This window comes from Kitasatospora sp. NPDC114501 (assembly GCF_055633695.1).
On sequence record NZ_JBVKDS010000031.1, the window covers coordinates 12,309 to 30,122 of the forward strand.

At 75.6% G+C, this 17,814-nt stretch carries 12 protein-coding genes; 6 read left to right on the forward strand and 6 right to left on the reverse strand.

The window, feature by feature from the left end; translation table 11 throughout:
* Window positions 1-2: 2 nt before the first annotated feature.
* Together ACZ7RU_RS36250 and ACZ7RU_RS36255 are read right to left on the reverse strand one after the other, a co-directional pair.
* Window positions 3-3,866, reverse strand: a complete 3,864-nt coding sequence (locus tag ACZ7RU_RS36250) for a glycosyltransferase (protein WP_470345268.1) — start codon at window positions 3,864-3,866, stop codon at window positions 3-5.
* A gap of 226 nt (window positions 3,867-4,092) precedes the next feature.
* The gene (locus ACZ7RU_RS36255; RefSeq protein ID WP_030062195.1) at window positions 4,093-4,365 is read right to left on the reverse strand and encodes a WhiB family transcriptional regulator; all 273 of its coding nucleotides are present in this window, start codon (window positions 4,363-4,365) and stop codon (window positions 4,093-4,095) included.
* A 621-nt stretch (window positions 4,366-4,986) separates the two neighbouring features.
* On the opposite strand from ACZ7RU_RS36255, the gene ACZ7RU_RS36260 reads away from it, so the two are divergent.
* From ACZ7RU_RS36260 to ACZ7RU_RS36270, 3 genes are read left to right on the forward strand one after another with little or no spacing between them, the layout of a single operon-like run.
* Entirely contained in the window at window positions 4,987-5,646 is a 660-nt protein-coding gene (locus tag ACZ7RU_RS36260) for a cysteine dioxygenase (protein ID WP_470345269.1), read from the forward strand.
* A gap of 42 nt (window positions 5,647-5,688) precedes the next feature.
* Window positions 5,689-6,648 carry a 2-phospho-L-lactate transferase gene (gene cofD, locus ACZ7RU_RS36265; protein WP_470345270.1) on the forward strand — a complete coding sequence of 320 codons (960 nt, stop codon included), beginning with the start codon at window positions 5,689-5,691 and terminating at the stop codon, window positions 6,646-6,648.
* Window positions 6,645-7,937, forward strand: a complete 1,293-nt coding sequence (locus tag ACZ7RU_RS36270; RefSeq protein ID WP_470345271.1) for a coenzyme F420-0:L-glutamate ligase — start codon at window positions 6,645-6,647, stop codon at window positions 7,935-7,937. The genes cofD and ACZ7RU_RS36270 overlap by 4 nt, the downstream gene beginning before the upstream one ends.
* 230 nt (window positions 7,938-8,167) lie before the next feature.
* Here ACZ7RU_RS36270 and ACZ7RU_RS36275 read toward each other — a convergent pair whose 3' ends face one another.
* Both ACZ7RU_RS36275 and ACZ7RU_RS36280 read right to left on the reverse strand, forming a co-directional pair.
* Complete coding sequence (locus ACZ7RU_RS36275; RefSeq protein WP_470345272.1) at window positions 8,168-9,079, reverse strand: DNA-3-methyladenine glycosylase family protein; 912 nt, start codon at window positions 9,077-9,079, stop codon at window positions 8,168-8,170.
* 85 nt (window positions 9,080-9,164) lie between these two features.
* Window positions 9,165-10,325: a peptidoglycan recognition protein family protein gene (locus ACZ7RU_RS36280; RefSeq protein ID WP_470345273.1), complete on the reverse strand. Its 1,161-nt coding sequence runs from the start codon at window positions 10,323-10,325 to the stop codon at window positions 9,165-9,167.
* Window positions 10,326-10,429: 104 nt separating this feature from the next.
* Here ACZ7RU_RS36280 and ACZ7RU_RS36285 point away from each other — a divergent pair, with 104 nt between their 5' ends.
* The 3 genes from ACZ7RU_RS36285 to ACZ7RU_RS36295 all read left to right on the forward strand — a co-directional run bounded on the left by ACZ7RU_RS36285 (window position 10,430) and on the right by ACZ7RU_RS36295 (window position 14,372).
* A complete protein-coding gene (locus tag ACZ7RU_RS36285; RefSeq protein WP_470345274.1) occupies window positions 10,430-11,221 on the forward strand; it encodes a TIGR03089 family protein in 792 nt (263 codons plus the stop codon).
* Between the two features lie 165 nt (window positions 11,222-11,386).
* Window positions 11,387-12,556 (forward strand): LCP family protein, encoded by a 1,170-nt coding sequence (locus ACZ7RU_RS36290; RefSeq protein WP_470345275.1) that lies wholly within the window; start codon window positions 11,387-11,389, stop codon window positions 12,554-12,556.
* A 220-nt stretch (window positions 12,557-12,776) separates the two neighbouring features.
* Window positions 12,777-14,372 (forward strand): LCP family protein, encoded by a 1,596-nt coding sequence (locus tag ACZ7RU_RS36295; RefSeq protein WP_470345276.1) that lies wholly within the window; start codon window positions 12,777-12,779, stop codon window positions 14,370-14,372.
* Between the two features lie 211 nt (window positions 14,373-14,583).
* On the opposite strand, the gene ACZ7RU_RS36300 is transcribed toward ACZ7RU_RS36295, so the two are convergent.
* Together ACZ7RU_RS36300 and ACZ7RU_RS36305 are read right to left on the reverse strand one after the other, a co-directional pair.
* On the reverse strand, window positions 14,584-15,624 hold the full coding sequence (locus ACZ7RU_RS36300) for a glycosyltransferase family 2 protein (protein ID WP_470345277.1): 1,041 nt from the start codon (window positions 15,622-15,624) through the stop codon (window positions 14,584-14,586).
* 161 nt (window positions 15,625-15,785) lie between these two features.
* Window positions 15,786-17,777 (reverse strand): hypothetical protein, encoded by a 1,992-nt coding sequence (locus ACZ7RU_RS36305; RefSeq protein WP_470345278.1) that lies wholly within the window; start codon window positions 17,775-17,777, stop codon window positions 15,786-15,788.
* Between the last annotated feature and the right edge of the window lie 37 nt (window positions 17,778-17,814).

Consider the following 17,814-nt stretch of genomic DNA (forward strand, 5'->3'; position numbering starts at 1 on the left):
GGTCAGCTCCCCGATCCGTGCTGGTGCGGGTACCGGCCGGGGCCGTTGGGGTCGTTCGGGTCGTTGGGGTCGTAGTAGGGCTCGCCCTGCTGCTGCCCCGGCACCCAGGGCTGCTGCTCGGGCTGCTGACGGCCGTCGTACCCGTGGGCGTCGTAGCCGTACGGCTGCTGCTCGGCGGGCTGGTACGGCTGCTCGTAGCCCTGCTGCGGGTGGGCGTCGTACCCCTGGCCGCCGTACCCCTGGCCGCCGTACGGCGCGGCGACCGGCTGCTGGGCCGCGTACTGGTCGTAGCTGTACGGGTCGGCCTGCTGGTACGCCTGGTACGGGTCGGTGTACTGCTCGGCGTCCTGGACGGCGGCGGCCGCCCGGACGGCCCCGGTCACCGGCTCGCCGACCGGCTGCGCCGGGATCGCGCCCGGCCGGTCGTACACCCCGGACTCGTCGGCACCGCCCTCGGTGCCCTCGGCACCCTCGCCGCGCTCGGCCATCCGGCGGGCCCGGCGGCTGCCGGGGACGGGGGCCTGCGCCTGGGCGGCGGCGGCCAGCGCGGCGGCGGCGACCACGTCCTCGGGCAGGTCGTCGTCCTTGTGGCTGCGGCGGCCGGGCAGGGCCAGCACCAGGATGGTGAGGCCGAGCAGCACCTGGGCCCAGATCCAGCCGGTGTGGGCGGCGCCGTCCTCCCGGGTGACGCTCAGCTTTCCGCCGGCGGCCGGGAGCTTGAAGCCCTGCGCCCAGCCGTCGACCGTGATGGGCTCCAGCGCGGTGCCGTCCACGGTGGCCTTCCACTCCGGGGCGGCGGACTCGGCGAGCCGCAGCACCCGGCCGTCCGGACCGGCCGGGACGGTGGCGGACAGGTCGCGGGCGCCGGACGGGACGACCACCGGGTTGGCGCCCGGGGCGGTGATCACCGCGCGGACCGCGGGGGTGCCGTTGACCTGCCAGAGCGCGGCGGCGCCGTCCTGGTTGGCCTTGACCAGGCCGGGGGTGGTGTCCAGGACGTCCTTGAAGACGTCGATCACCGGCTGCTGGACCAGCACGTAGGCGATGCCGTAGCCGGCCAGGGCGCTCGCCTGGTCGGCGCCGGAGCCGGCCAGCAGGCTGCCGACCATCTTGTTCAGGCCGTCCTGGGTGCCGGTCGCCGGGTCGACGGTGGACTCGGCCTGGCCGAGCGTCAGACCGGCGCCGCGCAGCACGGTGTAGCGGACCGCGCCACCGCTCGGCTCGCCGGTGACGACCAGGGTGCGGGCCCGGTCGGTGGTGCCGGCCTCCTCGGCGATGAACGCCGGGACCTGGTCGGACTGGCCGCGGTGCAGCGGACCGCCGGCGCCGGTCAGCGCCCACCACAGGCCGGTGCCCAGCGGGGCCAGCACGGCCGCGGCCACCACCAGGGCGGCCACCGGCTGGCGCCAGCCGAAGGCGATCCCGGCCACGCGGGCGTTGGCGCCGTCGGCGCCGATCGCGGCGGCGGCCAGCAGGGCGATCCCGGCGATCAGGGTGGCCGGGCCGGCCCAGGCGGGCACCGCCGGGCCGCCGGAGGCCGGGGTGACGGAGGTGCCCGCCACCGCGACCGAGAAGAGCAGGCCGGCGCCGGCCGCGCCCCAGGCCGCGAGCACCGCGCGGCGGCGGTCGGCGCGCAGCAGCGCGGCCAGTGCGGCCAGCACGACGCCCGCCGAGAGCCAGATCGGCGGCACCCCGGCGCCGCCCGGGTTGACCAGCAGCAGGCCGGCCGCGCTCGCGCCGGTGCCGTGCAGGCCGGGCAGTCCGGCCTCCAGCAGCAGCCGCTGCGGGTGCGACAGCACCGTGAGCGACCACGGGGCCAGCACCGCGACCGGCACCGCCAGGATCACCAGGACACGCAGGCCGAGCAGCCGCAGCGCGGCACCGCCGGAGCCGAAGGCGCCGCCGCGCAGCACCGCGACGACCAGCATCGCCAGGCAGAGCGGCACCGCGAGCGCCCACGTTATCGGGACGAAGGAGGTGGCCAGGGTGAGCAGCAGGACGGTCATCCAGACCGGGCGCCAGCCCGGGCGGGCGCCCTGGGCGGCGCTCTCCGCGCGGATGCCGAGGCCGGCCGCGATGGCGGCGGCGCGGGCCAGCGGCGGCAGCAGCACGGCGAGCACGGCGGTGCCGATCCGGCCCTGGGCGAGCGCGCCGGTCGCCGCGGGCAGCAGCGCGTAGGTGGCGCTGGCCCAGGCGCGGACCATCTTGGAGTCCAGCAGCGGCCGGGACACCAGGTAGGCGCTGACCGCGGACAGCGGGACGGCGAGCACCACGATCAGGGTGAGCGCGAGGTCGGCGTGGTCGAACAGCAGCCAGGAGAGCACCGCGAGCACGCCGAGGTACGGCGGCGCGGCGGCGGTGGAGCCGGTGCCGACCGGGTGCCAGGCGTCCGCGTACATCGACCAGAGGCCGCCGGCGCCGTCGGCCGCGGGAAGCAGGGCGCCGCCGAACAGCCCGCCGCCGCCGAGCAGGCCGCGGCAGGCGACCAGCGCGAACACCAGCAGGGCCGCGAACAGCACCGGCGCCGGGCGCCGGGCGAGCTTCCTGAGCAGCGCGAACTGCTCGACGACCAGGTCCTCGGCCTCCTCGTCGCCACCGGCCTCGACCGAGCCGTGCCGGCCGCCGGTGTCGTCGCCGCCCCCTATCCCGAGCGAGCCGACGACGCCCTCGACCGCCAGCCGGGTGGTGGCGCCGGGGGCCGGGAAGAGCGTGCGGTCGTCCAGGGCGTCCGCCGCCCGGGACCGGGCGCGGCGCTTGCGCGCGGCCAACAGCCTCGGGAAGCGGACGAGTTCGTGGCCGAGGCCGGCGAGTTCGTCGAACGCCTGGCGCGGGTCCTTGCCGAGCAGGTTGGTGACGGCCCGCAGCAAGGTGCCGAGCACCAGCCGCAGCAGGACGTAGGGGAAGAGCACGCCCTTGCAGTTGGCGAGCAGGGTGTAGACGGCTCCGGCCTTGTCCACCCGGTGCGGGTGGGAGGGGCCGCAGTCGATCGCGCGGCGCTCGCGGGCGGACGCCTCGGCGTGCCGCAGCACGGCGTCGGGGGCGACCACCACCCGGTGGCCGGCGGCGTTGACCCGCCAGCAGAAGTCGGTGTCGTCCCGCATCAGCGGGAGGGCCCTGTCGAAGCCGCCGAGCTCCTCGAAGACGTCCCGGCGCACCAGCATGCCGGCGCTGGAGACGGCGAGCACCGGGCGGACCTGGTCGTGCTGGCCCTGGTCCTGCTCGCGGCGGTCGAGGCCGGTCCAGCGGCGGCCGGAGCGGGCGATGGTGACGCCGACCTCCAGGAGCTGGCGGCGGTCGTACCAGCTGCGCAGCTTGGGGCCGACCACGGCGGCGCTGGGGGTGGAGTCGGCGACCTGGAGCAGTCGGCGCAGCGCGTCGGTCTGCGGCTCGCAGTCGTCGTGCAGCAGCCAGAGCCACTCGACCGGCCGGGTCTCGCGCGGGCCGCCGCGGCCGAGGTCGTCCTCCTGGGCGAGCGGGTCGCCGAAGTCGTCCCAGCCGCCGGTGACCGGGTCGTAGCCGGAGGGGTCGAGCCGGTACGGCAGGTCCTCCGTACGCAGCGGCGCGCTGGCCGACACGGCTTCGGCGACGGCGGTGCCGAAGCCGGCCCGGCGGCCGAGGACCAGCGGGCCGCTGTCGGGCAGCCAGTCGGCGAGGGTGTCGGCGAGCAGTTGCGGAGAGTTGTCGGTGGATCCGGTGTCCACGGCGAGGATCCGCTGGACCTGGCGGTCCTGACCGAGCAGGCCGGCCAGGGCCTGCGGGAGCCAGCGGGCGCCGTCGTGCGAGACGACCACGGCGGTGACCAGGTGGCGCGGGTAGGCGGGCGGCCGGGAAGCGGTGAAGCCGCTCTGGTGGCTGTAGACGGTCATCGAGTGCGCGGGCCCCAGTTCTCGGTGGACACAGCCGGTGAACGGCAACCGGATGGCGCACCACACTAACGGCTCCGGGTGGCCGATTCGTCCGGGGTGTGCGTGCGGAGACGGTGAAGGGGGCCCCGGGAACGCGAAAGCGCCCCACCGTCACGGTGAGGCGCCCGTACAGCTGTGCGGCTGTCCGTCGTTGTCGAATGGTCAGCGGGGGGCAGGGGCCGCCCGGTCAGACCGCGCTCTTCTTGAGCCGACGGCGTTCGCGCTCGGAGAGGCCGCCCCAGATGCCGAAGCGCTCGTCGTTGGCGAGCGCGTACTCCAGGCATTCCGAACGGACCTCGCAGGCGAGGCAGACCTTCTTGGCCTCGCGGGTCGAGCCGCCCTTCTCGGGGAAGAAGGACTCGGGGTCGGTCTGGGCGCACAACGCGCGCTCCTGCCAACCGAGTTCCTCCTCGTCCTCCGCGATGCCGTCCCCGATCAACAGCTCAAAGAGCTCGCTCATGTGGCGCGCCTCCTCTGCCCCTACTTGGCGTCCCCGTGGTTGCCGTTGCCTCGTGCGGCTGACGACACGAGTGAAATTACAGTTGCGTCACTCTGGCCCAGTCAAGCCGAGCTCTGGTATTGGGGCCGGGATTCACTCCCTGGCACCAAGCCGTTACGAATAGTGTACATATCCGGACACATCGGACCTTCTGCCTCAAGGTCCTGAACGGTGCCGAACCATCCGCAACCATTCACCAGGTGACGCACGGTCACCGCCACAGGCCGGTCATCGGCCTGCCTTCCCGGCGATCTTCCCATCGAAACATAGAGAGTGATGAATCACCCCATCAGGGCAAGATCCGGACTTAACCCACCCGAATGCCGCATCCTTCGGTTTGACACCGCCCCCGCGGATGCGGTGTCCTTGCCTCTATGTCAGAGTTCGCCAGCCCCCGGAGCGGTTCCACCCTCCGCCGTGCCGTGAACTTCTGTTGTCGCCTCTGCTCCTGCTGTATCTAGGCGCCCGCGTCCCACCGCGCGCCGCCCCCAGGAAGCACAGAGGCCGCCCGCGACTCCCGTCCCAGGACATCCCGGATCCGGCCGATCCCGAACCCGGCCGACTCCTCCGAGGACGACTCCCGTGCGCATGATCCGCATCCGCGAGCGGAACCGCGACCGCAACAAGCTCGCCCGCCGTGGCCCCGCCGACACCCGTACCGCCACCGCCCGTACCGGCGCCCCCGCCGACGCCCGGACCCGCCGGTGGGCCGACGGCCTCAGCGACGTCTCCATCGCGGGCGACCCGCTCGCCTTCCCGCACCTGGCCCGCACCGACCTGCCCGCCCACCCCACCACCGTCGCCGAGTACGCCCGGCTGGTGCGCGAGATCGCCGCCGACCGCGACCGCTGGGAGCCGCTGGTCCGCTACGACGCGCTGACCCGCTGGTACGCCCGGCTGGAGACCGGTCCCGGCTACGAGGTCTGGCTGCTCAGCTGGCTGCCCGGCCAGTCCAGCGGCTTCCACGACCACGGCGGGTCCTCCGGCGTGATGAGCGTCGTCCAGGGCGAGCTGATCGAGCGCTCCCTCACCGCCGCCGGCGAGGGGGCCCGGGTGCTGCGGCCCGGCGGCGGGCAGCGGGTGTTCTCCTCCGGCTACCTGCACGAGGTCGTCAACGGCGCGCTCGAACCCGCCGTCTCCGTCCACCTCTACGCCCCCGGCCTGACCGAGATGAACCAGTACGGCGCCACCGCCGTCCCCGAGCAGCACCCGGAGCGGCAGGCGCAGGCCGGGCCGCACTGACCACGGGCTGACGGGCAGTCCGACCGTGGCAGGATGAGCCCCATGCGCATCGTGGCACTGGCAGGCGGAATCGGCGGAGCGCGCTTCCTGCGCGGACTCCGGGCGGCGGTCGGACCGCAGGACGAGATCACCGTCATCGGCAACACCGGCGACGACATCCACCTCTACGGCCTCAAGGTCTGCCCCGACCTCGACACCGTGATGTACACCCTCGGCGGCGGCATCCACGAGGAGCAGGGCTGGGGCCGGACCGACGAGACCTGGTCCATCAAGGCCGAGATGAAGGAGTACGGCGTCGGCCCCGAGTGGTTCGGGCTCGGCGACCGGGACTTCGCCACCCACCTCGTGCGCAGCCAGATGCTCACCGCCGGGTACAGCCTCAGCCAGGTCACCGAGGCGCTGTGCGTGCGCTGGAAGCCGGGCGTGCGGCTGCTGCCGATGAGCGACGACCGGGTCGAGACCCACGTGCGGATCACCGACGAGCAGGGCACCCGGGCGATCCACTTCCAGGAGTACTGGGTCAGGCTGCACGCCGCCGTCGACGCCGAGGCGATCGTCCCGGTCGGCGCGGACACCGCCAAGCCCGCGCCCGGCGTGCTGGAGGCGATCGCCGAGGCGGACGTCATCCTCTTCCCGCCGTCCAACCCGGTGGTCTCGATCGGCACCATCCTCGCCGTCCCCGGCATCCGGGAGGCGGTCGCCGCCGCGCCCGCCCCGGTGGTCGGGCTCTCCCCGATCATCGGCGGGGCGCCGGTGCGCGGCATGGCCGACAAGGTGCTCGCCGCCGTCGGCGTCGAGGCCACCGCCGAGGCGGTCGCGCTGAACTACGGCTCGGACCTGATCGACGGCTGGCTGGTGGACACCGTCGACGAGGCCTCGGTGGCCGCCGTCGAGGCCGCCGGGATCGCCTGCCGGGCCGTCCCGCTGCTGATGACCGACGTCGAGGCCACCGCCGAGATGGCGCGCACGGCGCTGGCGCTGGCGGAGCAGGTGCGGAAGTGAGGCTGGAGGTCATCGGCGTCGACGGGCTGCCCGAGGTCGAGGCCGGGGCGGACCTCGCCGGACTCGTCGCCAAGGCGGGGGCGTACCGGGACGGCGACATCCTGCTGGTCACCTCGAAGATCGTCAGCAAGGCCGAGGGCCGGCTGCTGCACGCCACCGCCCGCGAGGCCGCGATCGACGCCGAGACCGTCCGGCTGGTCGCCCGGCGCGGGCCGATCCGGATCGTGGAGAACCGCAACGGCTTCGTCATGGCCGCCGCCGGGGTCGACGCCTCCAACACCGCCCCGGGCACCGTGCTGCTGCTGCCCGAGGACCCGGACGCCTCCGCCCGGGCACTGCGGGCCCGGCTCCAGCAGCTCACCGGCCTCCGGCTCGCCGTCGTCGTCACCGACACCTTCGGACGGCCCTGGCGCAACGGGCTGACCGACGTGGCGATCGGCGCCGCCGGCCTCTCCGTCCTGGAGGACCACCGGGGCCGCACCGACAGCCACGGCAACGCGCTGGAGATGACGGTCACCGCGACCGCCGACGAACTCGCCGCCGCCGCCGACCTGGTCAAGGGCAAGGCCACCGGCGTCCCGGTGGCGGTCGTGCGCGGACTCGGCCACCTCGTCACCACCGAGGACGGCGAGGGCGTACGGCCGCTGGTCCGGCCCTCGGTGGACGACATGTTCCGGCTCGGCACCTCCGAGGCACTGCGGCAGGCCGTCACCCTGCGGCGCACCGTCCGCTCCTTCACCCCGGAGCCGGTCGACCCTGCCGCCGTCCGGCGCGCCGTCGCCGCCGCCGTCACCGCGCCCGCCCCGCACCACACCACGCCGTGGCGGTTCGTGCTGCTGGAGTCCGCGGACACCCGGGTGCGGCTGCTCGACGCGATGCTCGCCGCCTGGCAGCGCGACCTGCGCGAACTCGACGGCTGGGACGAGGCGAGGATCGCCCGGCGCACCGCCCGCGGCGACGTCCTGCGCGCCGCCCCGTACCTGGTGGTGCCCTGCCTGGTGACGGACGGCTCGCACGACTACCCCGACCCGCGCCGGGCCGCCGCCGAACGGGAGATGTTCACCGTCGCCGCCGGCGCCGCCGTGCAGAACCTGCTGGTCGCGCTCACCGGCGAGGGCTACGGCTCCGCCTGGGTCTCGTCCACCATGTTCTGCCGCGACACGGTGCGGGAGGTGCTGGACCTCCCGGCGGGCTGGGACCCGATGGGGGCTGTCGCGGTGGGGCGGCCCGCCGAGGCGGCGAAGGCTCGGCCCGAGCGGAGTGCCGACGCGTTCGTCGTGGTGCGGTAGCGGGGCTCTCGGGAGGGTGGGTGGCGGGGCGGCTCCGGGGGTGGCCGCTCCGGGGGCTGGATGATTTTCAGACTGCCCTCCTCGTGGGTGCGACGCCGGGCAGCGGTGGCAGTCTGAAAATCACCCGCAACGCCCCTCTCCGGGCCACCCCCTGCGCCGCCCCTTCCGCAGCACGTCCCTCTCGCCTGGAGGGTGGGGGTGGGGGGTAGTAGGGGGTGGGGGCCTTCCGGTCAGCGGTGGCGGTGGTCGTTGGGGGTCAGGCGGGGGCCGTAGCGGGGGGCGTGGGCGGCGGTGGCCAGCAGGAGGCGGCAGATGCGGTGGCGTTGGGGGCGGTAGGGCTCCAGCAGGGCGAGCATCTGGGCGTCGTCGCTGCGGGGGCGGCCGGCCAGGGCCCAGCCGACCAGGTTGGGCAGGTGGAAGTCCCCGACCGAGACCGCGTCCGCGTCGCCGTTGCTGCGCTGGAGGGTTTCGGCGGCCGTCCAGATCCCGATGCCCGGGACGGCGGTGAGGCGGGCGAAGGACTCCTCGTGGCCCATCGCCGAGGCCTCCTCCAGCCGCGGCGCCAGCCGGACCGCGCGGACGACCGTCGCCGAGCGCTTCGGGTCCACGCCCGCCCGGTGCCACTCCCAGCTCGGCACCAGCGCCCACTCGCGGGCGGACGGCGCCACCCGCATGCCCTCGGCCGGGCCCGGCGCCGGGGTGCCGAAGTCCCGGAGCAGGGTGCGCCAGGCGCGGTAGGCCTCGTCGGTGGTGACCTTCTGCTCCAGGATCGCCGGGACCAGCGACTCCAGCACCAGGCCGGTCCTGGCCAGCCGGACCCCGGCGGTACGGCGCTGGGCGTCCCGCAGCGGGCCGGGCGGCAGCACCAGCGACTCCGGGGCGTCCTCGGCGCCGAGCAGGGTGGGGAGGCGGTCGAGGAGCCAGTCCGCGCCCGGGCCCCAGGCGCTCGCCTCGACCTCGCCGGCGGCCGGACGCGGCAGCACCCGCAGGGTGCCGATGCCGGCCGGGGTGCGGGAGGCGCGCCAGACGGCGCCGTCCCCGGTGCTGCGGTACGCCGGGTCGGCCGGGCCGCGGCGCAGCGGGAGCAGGGTGCGGGCGACGTCCAGGGGGAAGCCCGGACGCCAGCGCCGTACTGCTTCCACTGCCGTCGCCTCCCGCGTCGCCTCCGGATATGAACGATACGCGGGAGGTCGGACAGAGCGGGGGGACGGCGGACGGGCGCGGGGGTCAGCGGGCCTGGAGGCCGGCCGCGGCGGCTCGCAGGTCGGGGAGGCGGGCGTAGAGGGCGGCGCCGGGGCATTCGGTGGAGTCGGCGTCGCGGTGGCCGGAGACGGCGTCGAAGTCGACGACGGTGCCCTTGGGGTAACGGCTGCCGTCCGAGGCGGAGGTGAGCGGGGTACGGCCGTCGGCGGGCTGGGCGGTGAGGCCGAGCTTCCAGGCGGCGAGGGCGGCGAGGCCGTCGAGGAGGGGCCGGGGCGGCTGGTCGTCGACGTAGGTGCCGATCGCGGCGACGCCGGCGGAGTCGGTGTTGAAGCCGAGCGTGTGGGCGCCGTGGACGGGCAGCTCGACGCCGCCGGCCCGGCCCTCGTAGACGGTGCCGCAGCGGTCGACCAGGAAGTTGTAGCCGATGTCCCGCCAGCCGTTGGTCTTCACGTGGTACAGGTACACCGCCCGGATCACCCGGGGTGCGTCGGCGCAGGCGTAGTCGGTGGCGGTGGCGGTGTGGTGGACGAAGACCTCGCGGACCGGGCCGGTGTACTCGAACTCCTGGTCGCGCAGTGACTCGTCGGCGCCCCAGCCGGCCCGGGTGACGATCTCCGGGCGCGGGGCCCGGCCACTGGCCGCCCCGGCGGACGGCGGCGTCGGCGGCTCGACGGGCGGTTCGGCGGGCAGGGTCCGTACGGCGGTCGACGCGGCGCCCCGCCCCGGATCGACCAGGTCGAGCCGCAGTCCGGGCGGCACTCCGGCGGGCCCGGGCCTGACCTCGACCGCGACGCCGTCGCTGCGGCCGGTCCACAGCGGGGCGGTGGCGCCGCGCGCCGCGTGGTCGGGGCCGTCCGAGGCGTCGGTCTCCAGCCGGTGCCAGCCGCTCCAACGGCCGGTGGCCGCGTCCCGGGTGCGGACCCGGACCACCGCGTCGGCGAGCGCCTCCGCCGGGCCGTCCCAGCCGAGGCCGAGGAGTTCGAAGGGTTCGGTGCCGCGCGGGGCGAGGACGGCCCCGGCGGGCAGCGGCAGCGTGGTGGTCGAGCCGCCGCCGGCGAACCCGTGGCGCTGCGGGGCCGGTGAGGGGGTCGCGGTGGCGGCGGGCTGGAGGAGCAGCGCGGCGGTGCAGCCGGCGAGCAGCGCGGCCGGGAGCGAGCGGCGCGCGGCCGTGGTCGAGAGGCGCATAGTCCGGATCGTCGCCGCAAACCCGACCGTCCGCCACGCCACTCCGCGCCCGTTCGGCCGCCCCTCCCGGCCGCCCACCCGAAGGCCTTAGGCTGGGGCGCACCATGACTGCGCCTTTCGCTGCCGATGCCCACACCCCCATCGAGCTGCTGCACGCATTCCTGCGCGGCGGCACCCCTTCGGTCGATCCCGCGGCCCCGATGGTCACCTTCTACGACGACGCCACCGGCGAACGGGTGGAGCTGTCCGCCCGCACCTTCGACAACTGGGTGGCCAAGACCGCCAACCTCCTCCAGGACGAGCTGAACGCCGGCCCCGGCGACCGGGCCGCGCTGCTGCTGCCCGCCCACTGGCAGAGCGCCGTCTGGCTGCTGGCCTGCTGGTCGGTCGGGGTGGCGGCGGTGCCGGGCGGCGACCCGGCCACCGCCGACCTGGTGGTCAGCGGCCCGGACGGGCTGGAGTCCGCCCAGGCGTGCGAGGGCGAGCGGGTCGCGCTCGCCCTGCGGCCGCTCGGCGGCCGCTTCCCGCAGCGTCCGGACGGCTTCCTCGACTACGCCGCCGAGGTGCCCGGCCAGGGCGACCGCTTCGCGCCGTACTCCCCCGTCGCCCCGGACGGGCACGCGCTGGAGACCGTGGTGGACGGGCTGCCGCTGAAGCTGACGGGTGAGCAGACCGTGGCGCTGGCCCGGGAGGGCGCGGCGCGGCTCGGCCTGAAGCCCGGTGACCGCGTGCTGTCCACCCTCTCGTACGACGACTGGACCGGTCTGGAGGCCGGTCTGCTGGCGCCGCTGGCGGCCGGCGCCTCGGTGGTGCTCTGCCGCAACTCGCAGGCGCTGGACGCCGGGCAGTGGGAGAAGCGGGTGGAATCCGAACGGGTGACACTGCGCCTCGGCTGACCCCCGGGGCGGGCCCGGCGGGTAGGGATCCCGGCTATGGCCGAGGACGACACCGAGCACCCCCCGACCGCCACTCCCCCGACGAACGACCCCGGGCGGGACGGTCCGCCCACGGGCCCGCCTCCGGGCGGGACCGGACGCCCGCGCAGGCGCCGGCGGTGGCTGATGATCACCGCCGGCGCCGTCGCGTTCCTGCTGGTCGCCACCGGGGCACTGCTCTGGGTCGCCTACCGCAAGCTGGACGGCAACATCCGCACCGACTCGGCCACCGACCGGCTGCTCGCCAAGCTGGAGGCCGAGCGGCCGAGCCGCACCGCCGGGGCCCGGGGCGCCCAGAACATCCTGCTGATCGGCAGCGACGACCGCTCCGGCGCGAACGGCTCGTACGGCGGCGAGGCGGGCACCCAGCGCTCGGACACCACGATCCTGCTGCACCTGGCCGCCGACCGGAGGCACGCGACGGCGGTCTCCGTCCCGCGCGATGTCATGGTCACCGTGCCCGCCTGCGAGCAGCCGGACGGCACCCGCAGCAGGCCGGCGCTGATGCAGTTCAACCGGGCCTTCGAGACGGGCGGCCCGGCCTGCTCGATCCGGACCGTCGAGCAGCTGAGCGGCATCCGGATCGACCACTACGTGATCCTCGACTTCAGCGGCTTCAAGACGATGGTGGACACGATCGGCGGGGTCGAGGTGTGCGTGCCGCAGCCGATCCACGACAAGGACGCCAAGCTCGACCTGCCCGCCGGCCGGCAGACCCTGCGCGGCGAGCAGGCGCTCGGCTACGTCCGGGCCCGGGAGAGCCTGGGCGACGGCAGCGACACCCAACGCATGGGCCGCCAGCAGCAGTTCCTGGCCGCGCTGGTCCGCAAGGTGCAGTCGCAGGGCGTGCTGCTGAACCCGGCGAAGCTGTGGCCGGTGCTGGACGCCGCGACCTCCTCCGTCCGGGCCGACGGCGCGCTCTCCTCGCTCGGCGCGCTGTACGACCTCACCCAGGACCTGCGCGGCGTCCCCTCGGCGGACGTGGTCCTGCTGACCGCACCGCGCCGCCCGTACCGCTACGACTCGGACCGGGACGAGTTCGTGCAGCCGCAGACCGGCCAGCTGTTCGCGGCGCTGCGGGACGACCGGCCGGTCGCCGTCCGGCCGCCCGGGTCCGCGCCCTCGCCGGGCCCGCGGCCCGGGGCGGTCCCCACCACCGGGGCGGGCCCGCGGCCGGGTGCCGGGACGGGCCCGGCGGGCGGGGTGGCGGCGGTGGCGCAGGCGTCGCCCTCGGCGGGCGCCTCTCCCACCTTCGAGGGACGCACCGCCGACGTGGACGCCTGCGCCCCGCACTGAGCCCGCCTCCCCCGGCCGCCGCGACCGCCCCGACCACCGCCGGCCGACCCGGTCGTTTCGGCAATTGCTCGGCCACGAGCGGTATTTACCTCCGCACTGCCGGAACATGGCGGAGATCACACCGGGAACGACTACCCCGCGCGGCTCGTCTAGTGTGTCCGGATCGGTCCGTCCGTACGGGTGGTCCGCAGCCGTGACCGGTCGACGCTAGGGGACCCCCGTGCACGAGGAGCAACCGGAAGCCGGCCGGTACCGGGTGGAGCCCGCGCCGGGCGTCCCCCGGCAGCGCCGTCGGGCCGCCGAGACGCCCGCGGCACCGGCCCCGGAGGGCCGCCGGGACAGCCGGCGGCGGGCGGCCGCGATCGCCAAGCGCAGCCGGCGCCGACGGGCCCTCAAGTGGACGGCCGGGGCGGGCGCCCTGGTGATGGTGGCGGGCTGCAGCGGGGCGTACTACCTGTACCGGCACTTCAACGACAACCTGACCTCCGTCAAGGTCCAGCTCGGCGACGAGTCCGAGCGGCCCCCGGCCGCCGGGGACGCGCTGAACGTCCTGGTGATCGGCACGGACAGCCGGGAGGGCCTCGGGCGGGAGTACGGCGACGAGGGCAGCACCGGGCACGCCGACACCACGCTGCTGTTCCACATCGCCAAGGACCGCTCCAACGCGACGGTGGTCAGCCTCCCGCGCGACCTGATGGTGCCGATCCCGGAGTGCCAGAACGCCCAGGGGAAGCGGATCCCGGGCTCGGCGCGGGCCGAGTTCAACAACAGCCTCGGCCAGGAGGGGCGCGACGCGGGCTGCACCTGGAAGACCGTCGAGAAGAACACCGGGATCCGGGTCGACCACTTCGTCCAGGTCAACTTCGAGGCGGTGAAGACCCTTTCCACCGCGGTCGGCGGGGTCGAGGTCTGCGCGGCCAAGGACATCAACGACTCCGGGTCCCACCTCAAGATGACCAAGGGGCGGCACGTCGTGCAGGGCGACGAGGCACTGGCCTTCGTCCGCACCCGGCACGCGGTCGGCCAGGGCGGCGACCTCACCCGGATCCCGCTCCAGCAGCAGTTCATCAGCTCGATGATCCGCAAGATCAAGAGCGATGACACCCTGACCAGCCCGACCAAGCTCTTCAAGCTCGCGGACGCCGCCACCAAGGCGCTCACCGTGGACTCCGGCATCGGCAGCGTGGACAAGCTCAAGGACCTCGCGCTGGACATCGGCAAGGTGGACACCAAGAACATCACCTTCACCACCGCGCCCGTCCTGGACGACCCCAAGGACGAGAACCGGGTGATCCTCAAGCAGCCGGACGCCGGGCAGCTGTTCGCGATGGTCGCGGCCGACCGCTCGCTGACCGAGACCGCCGCCCCGCCCGCCCCCGAGGCACCGGCCACCGGTGCCGCGGCCGCGCCGCCGGCCCCGGCCGCCACCGCCGCGGCCGCCGACACCAAGGGCGTCCAGCTGACGGTGCGCAACGGCAGCGGCAAGCGCGGGCAGTCCGGGCCGACGGTGGAGAAGCTCCGGGCGAAGGGCTTCGCCAAGGCCGCGGTGGGCAGCGACGCCCCGCCCGCCGCGACCACCACGGTGTCCTACCCGGCCGGGCTGGAGGCCGAGGCGAACGCGCTGGCCGCCGCCCTCGGCCTGCCCGGTGACGCCCTCCGCCCGGCCGCGAAGTCGGACCCGAGGGGCGGGCTGCTGCTGGTGCTCGGCAAGGACGTGCTGGACGCCGCCCCCACCACCGCGCCGACGGTGCCCACCGAGGCGCCCGAGGACCTCCAGCGGGTGCAGGCGGACGACACCGACGTCTGCGCCAAGTAGCCGCAGCGGCACGAGGGTTCCGTCCTCCTCGCGGTACCGCTCGGCGGTCCGGGGGCGCTGCCCGCGGCCGCCCCGGCGGGCCGCAGCGGTTCGCCGGCCCGGCGCCGGCCGCGGCCCGTTCGCCGGCGTCCGCGCCCGGCTCGGCCCGGGCCGCACCCGACCCGCCCTCAACTGCCGCCGTGCGCACCGACGACAGCGGTGCGGAAACGAATCAGCCGGTCTTCGAGAGCACGTCCTTGGAGGACGGGCCGACGCTGGCGATCACTCTCCGGGCCAGCGAGCGCGGTGAGGTCAGGAAGCCGAAGCCCCAGCTGAGGTGCATGGTCGCGAGGGCCACCGGCAGCAGCGCCCTGGCCCGGAAGGACAGGCCGCGGCCCTCGACCGCCGCGCCGCCGAGGATGCCCAGCAGGTAGGCACCGGGCACCGCGAGGAAGGCCGGGTGGACGGCGGCGCCCAGCACCAGCCCGAGGATGACCGCCGCCAGCGCGGCCGGCGGGGCGAGGTAGCGCAGGTTGACCGAGCCGCGGTGGTAGCGGGTGACCACCCGGCGCCAGCGGCCGTAGTCCTTGTACTGCTTGGCCAGCGCCCGCACCGAGGGGCGGGGCCGGTACGTCACCTTGAGCTGCGGGGTGAACCAGACCAGGCCGCCGTCCTGGCGGATCCGGTAGTTCAGCTCCCAGTCCTGGGCGCGGATGAACTCCTCGTTGTAGCCGCCGAGCTTCTCCAGCACCTCGCGCCGGAACACCCCGAGGTAGACGGTGTCCGCCGGGCCGGCCAGGCCGCCGGTGTGGAAGGCCGCGTTCCCGACGCCGATCTTGGAGGTCATCGCGGCGGCGACCGCGTTCTCCCACTCGGTCTCGCCCTCGGCGTACATGATGCCGCCGACGTTGGCCGCGTCCATCTCGCCGAGCAGCCGGACCGCCGTGGTGATGTAGCCGGGCGTGAGCAGGCCGTGCCCGTCCACGCGCACGATTATGGGGTGCCGGGAGCCCCGGATCGCGGCGTTCAGCCCGGCCGGCGTCCGGCCGGTGGGGTTCGCCACCGTCCGCACCCGCGGGTCCTCCGCCACCAGCTCGGCCGCGATCTCCGCGGTGCGGTCGGTGGAGGGACCGAGGGCGATCACCACCTCCATCGGCCCGGGGTACTCCTGGTCCAGGATGCGCCGGACCGCCGTGCGCAGGTGACGTTCCTCGTTGAGCACCGGCATGATCACGGAAACAGCCGGCAGCTCCTCAGCAGCCTTGGTGTTCATCGGGGCCAACCGTACCGGTGCGGACACGTCCCCGTCTTGTCCCGGTCTGGGCGGCCCGGGGCGCCTCGCGGCGCGGCACCGGTCCTGTGATCAAGGACACCGTACTACCCCTTACGCACAGGCCGGAAGCGGTGTGGATCCGGTGCCGGTCCGGGGCGGATTCAGAGTGCGTAGTGGGCCACGGTGAACACCGCGTAACCGGTCAGCGCGAGCCGGTTCACCAGGTGCTGGGGGCCGCCCAGCCGGTCCGGCAGGGCCTGCGCCGGGCGCAGGTCGGGCCGGTGGGCGGCGGTGGCGACGGTCCGGGCCAGCGCCACCGGGTCGTACCGGCCGCCGAAGAAGGCGGCCAGCCAGACCGTCGGACGGCTGAAGAAGGAGAACTCCCGGCCGCCGTGCAGCCGGATCGTGAGCAGGTCGCGGTGCACCGCCGCCGCGGAGATCTCCGCCCACCGGTAGCTGCGGGTGCGCAGCGCGGTGGCCACCCGCAGGCCGTTGCGGTCGGCCACCAGCTGCCAGGACAGCGTCTGGGCGCAGGCGAGGATGGCCAGCGAGCCGATCCACAGCGGGCGCAGCAGCCCTTCCCACCAGCCGTCGTCGTCGAGCAGCACGACGGCGGCGGCGACCACCAGCGCCGCCAGCGGTCCGGCCGACGCCCGCAGCGGCAGCGGCATCTCCCAGCGGCGGGCGGCCAGCGGTTCGGCCTCCGGCCCGGCCTCGGGGGCGGCGGCGACGGTCTCGGCGGTCAGCGCGGCGACGGCCTGGTCGCGTTCCCGGTAGCGCCCGGAGCGCCGGCCGAAGCGCGGGGCCCGGGCGGCGGGGGCGACCACGGCCGCCACCCAGTGGGGGTCGCCGTCCAGCAGGCCGGGGCGGACGAGGAGCTGGTGGTCGGGGCCGTCGGGGCCGACGTACAGCACAGCGGGCACGCTGCGGCCGGCCCGGGCCAGCCACTCGGCGGCCTCGGCCGGGGTCGCGCGGTCGTACGGCTCCTCGTCCCCCGCCTCGTCCTCGTCGTGGTCGAGCAGCGGGTCGGGGTAGTCGGCGTCCTCGTCCTCGGTCGTCTGGTGTTCGGGCACCCAGGCCGGGGCCTCGCCGTCCGGGGCGGCGTGCCGGGCCCAGCGGTAGCGGTCGCGCTCGACCAGCCGCCAGAGCCCCGGGCCGTCCGGCGGGCCGTCCAGCGGCAGCACCAGCAGGTCGCCGCGGGAGTCGGCGCGCACCCGTACGGCGAGCGCGGGGGCCGCGCCGACGAAGGCGGGCCGGCTCCGGCGGGCGCTCGCGACGGCGGCCGAGCCGAGCAGCACCAGGCCGGGCAGGGCGATCAGGCCGCCGGCGCTCAGCTGGCCGGAGACGTCGTAGTCGTCGCCCAGGGCGCGCACCGCGTCGCCGTCCACCAGCAGTGGGACGGGCTCGCCGGGCTGGGGGCGGCGCTGCCACCAGACGTCCAGGGCGGCGGTGCGCTCGGGGCCGCCGCCGGGCGGCTGGAAGCGGACGGTCAGCACGCCGTCCCGGTCGCTCCCCTCCGCGGTGCCGGTCACCCGGGTGGCCCGCTCGGCGGCGGAGTCGGCCCGGGCCTGCGCCCAGAGGCCGTACACCGGGAAGGCCGCGGCGACCACCAGCAGCAGGACGCCGAGGGCGCGGCGCAGCACGGGCGGGCCGTCCCGGTGGACGGGCGAGGGCGCGCCGGCGGCGGTCCACGGGTAGGGGACGGGCGGGGCCATCAGCTCGTCCAGCTGCTGGCGGGCGCGGCGGCGGCCGGCCTCGGCGCCGAGCAGGACGGCGGTGAGCAGGCCGTGGAGCAGCACCGCCGACCAGCGGGCGACCGGGGTGACCAGGCCCCCGGGGAGGTACCAGAGCAGCGCCAGGACGACCGGCGGGACGAGCACCCGGACGCGGGCCCTGGTGGCCAGCAGGACGATCTCGGCCAGCACCGACCAGCCGGCCAGTCCCGAGCCCCAGGTGTCCCGGCAGATGTTCTGGACGTCGCACCGGCCCACGTCCGGCTCCACCGCACCGGCCAGGAGCACGAACCCGAGCGGGACCAGCGCGAGCCGGCGGCCGTCCAGCCGCCAGGCGGTCCGGGCGGCGCGCCAGCGGGCGGCGGCGGCGCTGGTCAGGGGCGCGGCGCTGGGCAGGGGCGGGGCGTCCGAGGGGAACATCGGACGATCATCTCAGCACCTGGGAAACGGACCGCAC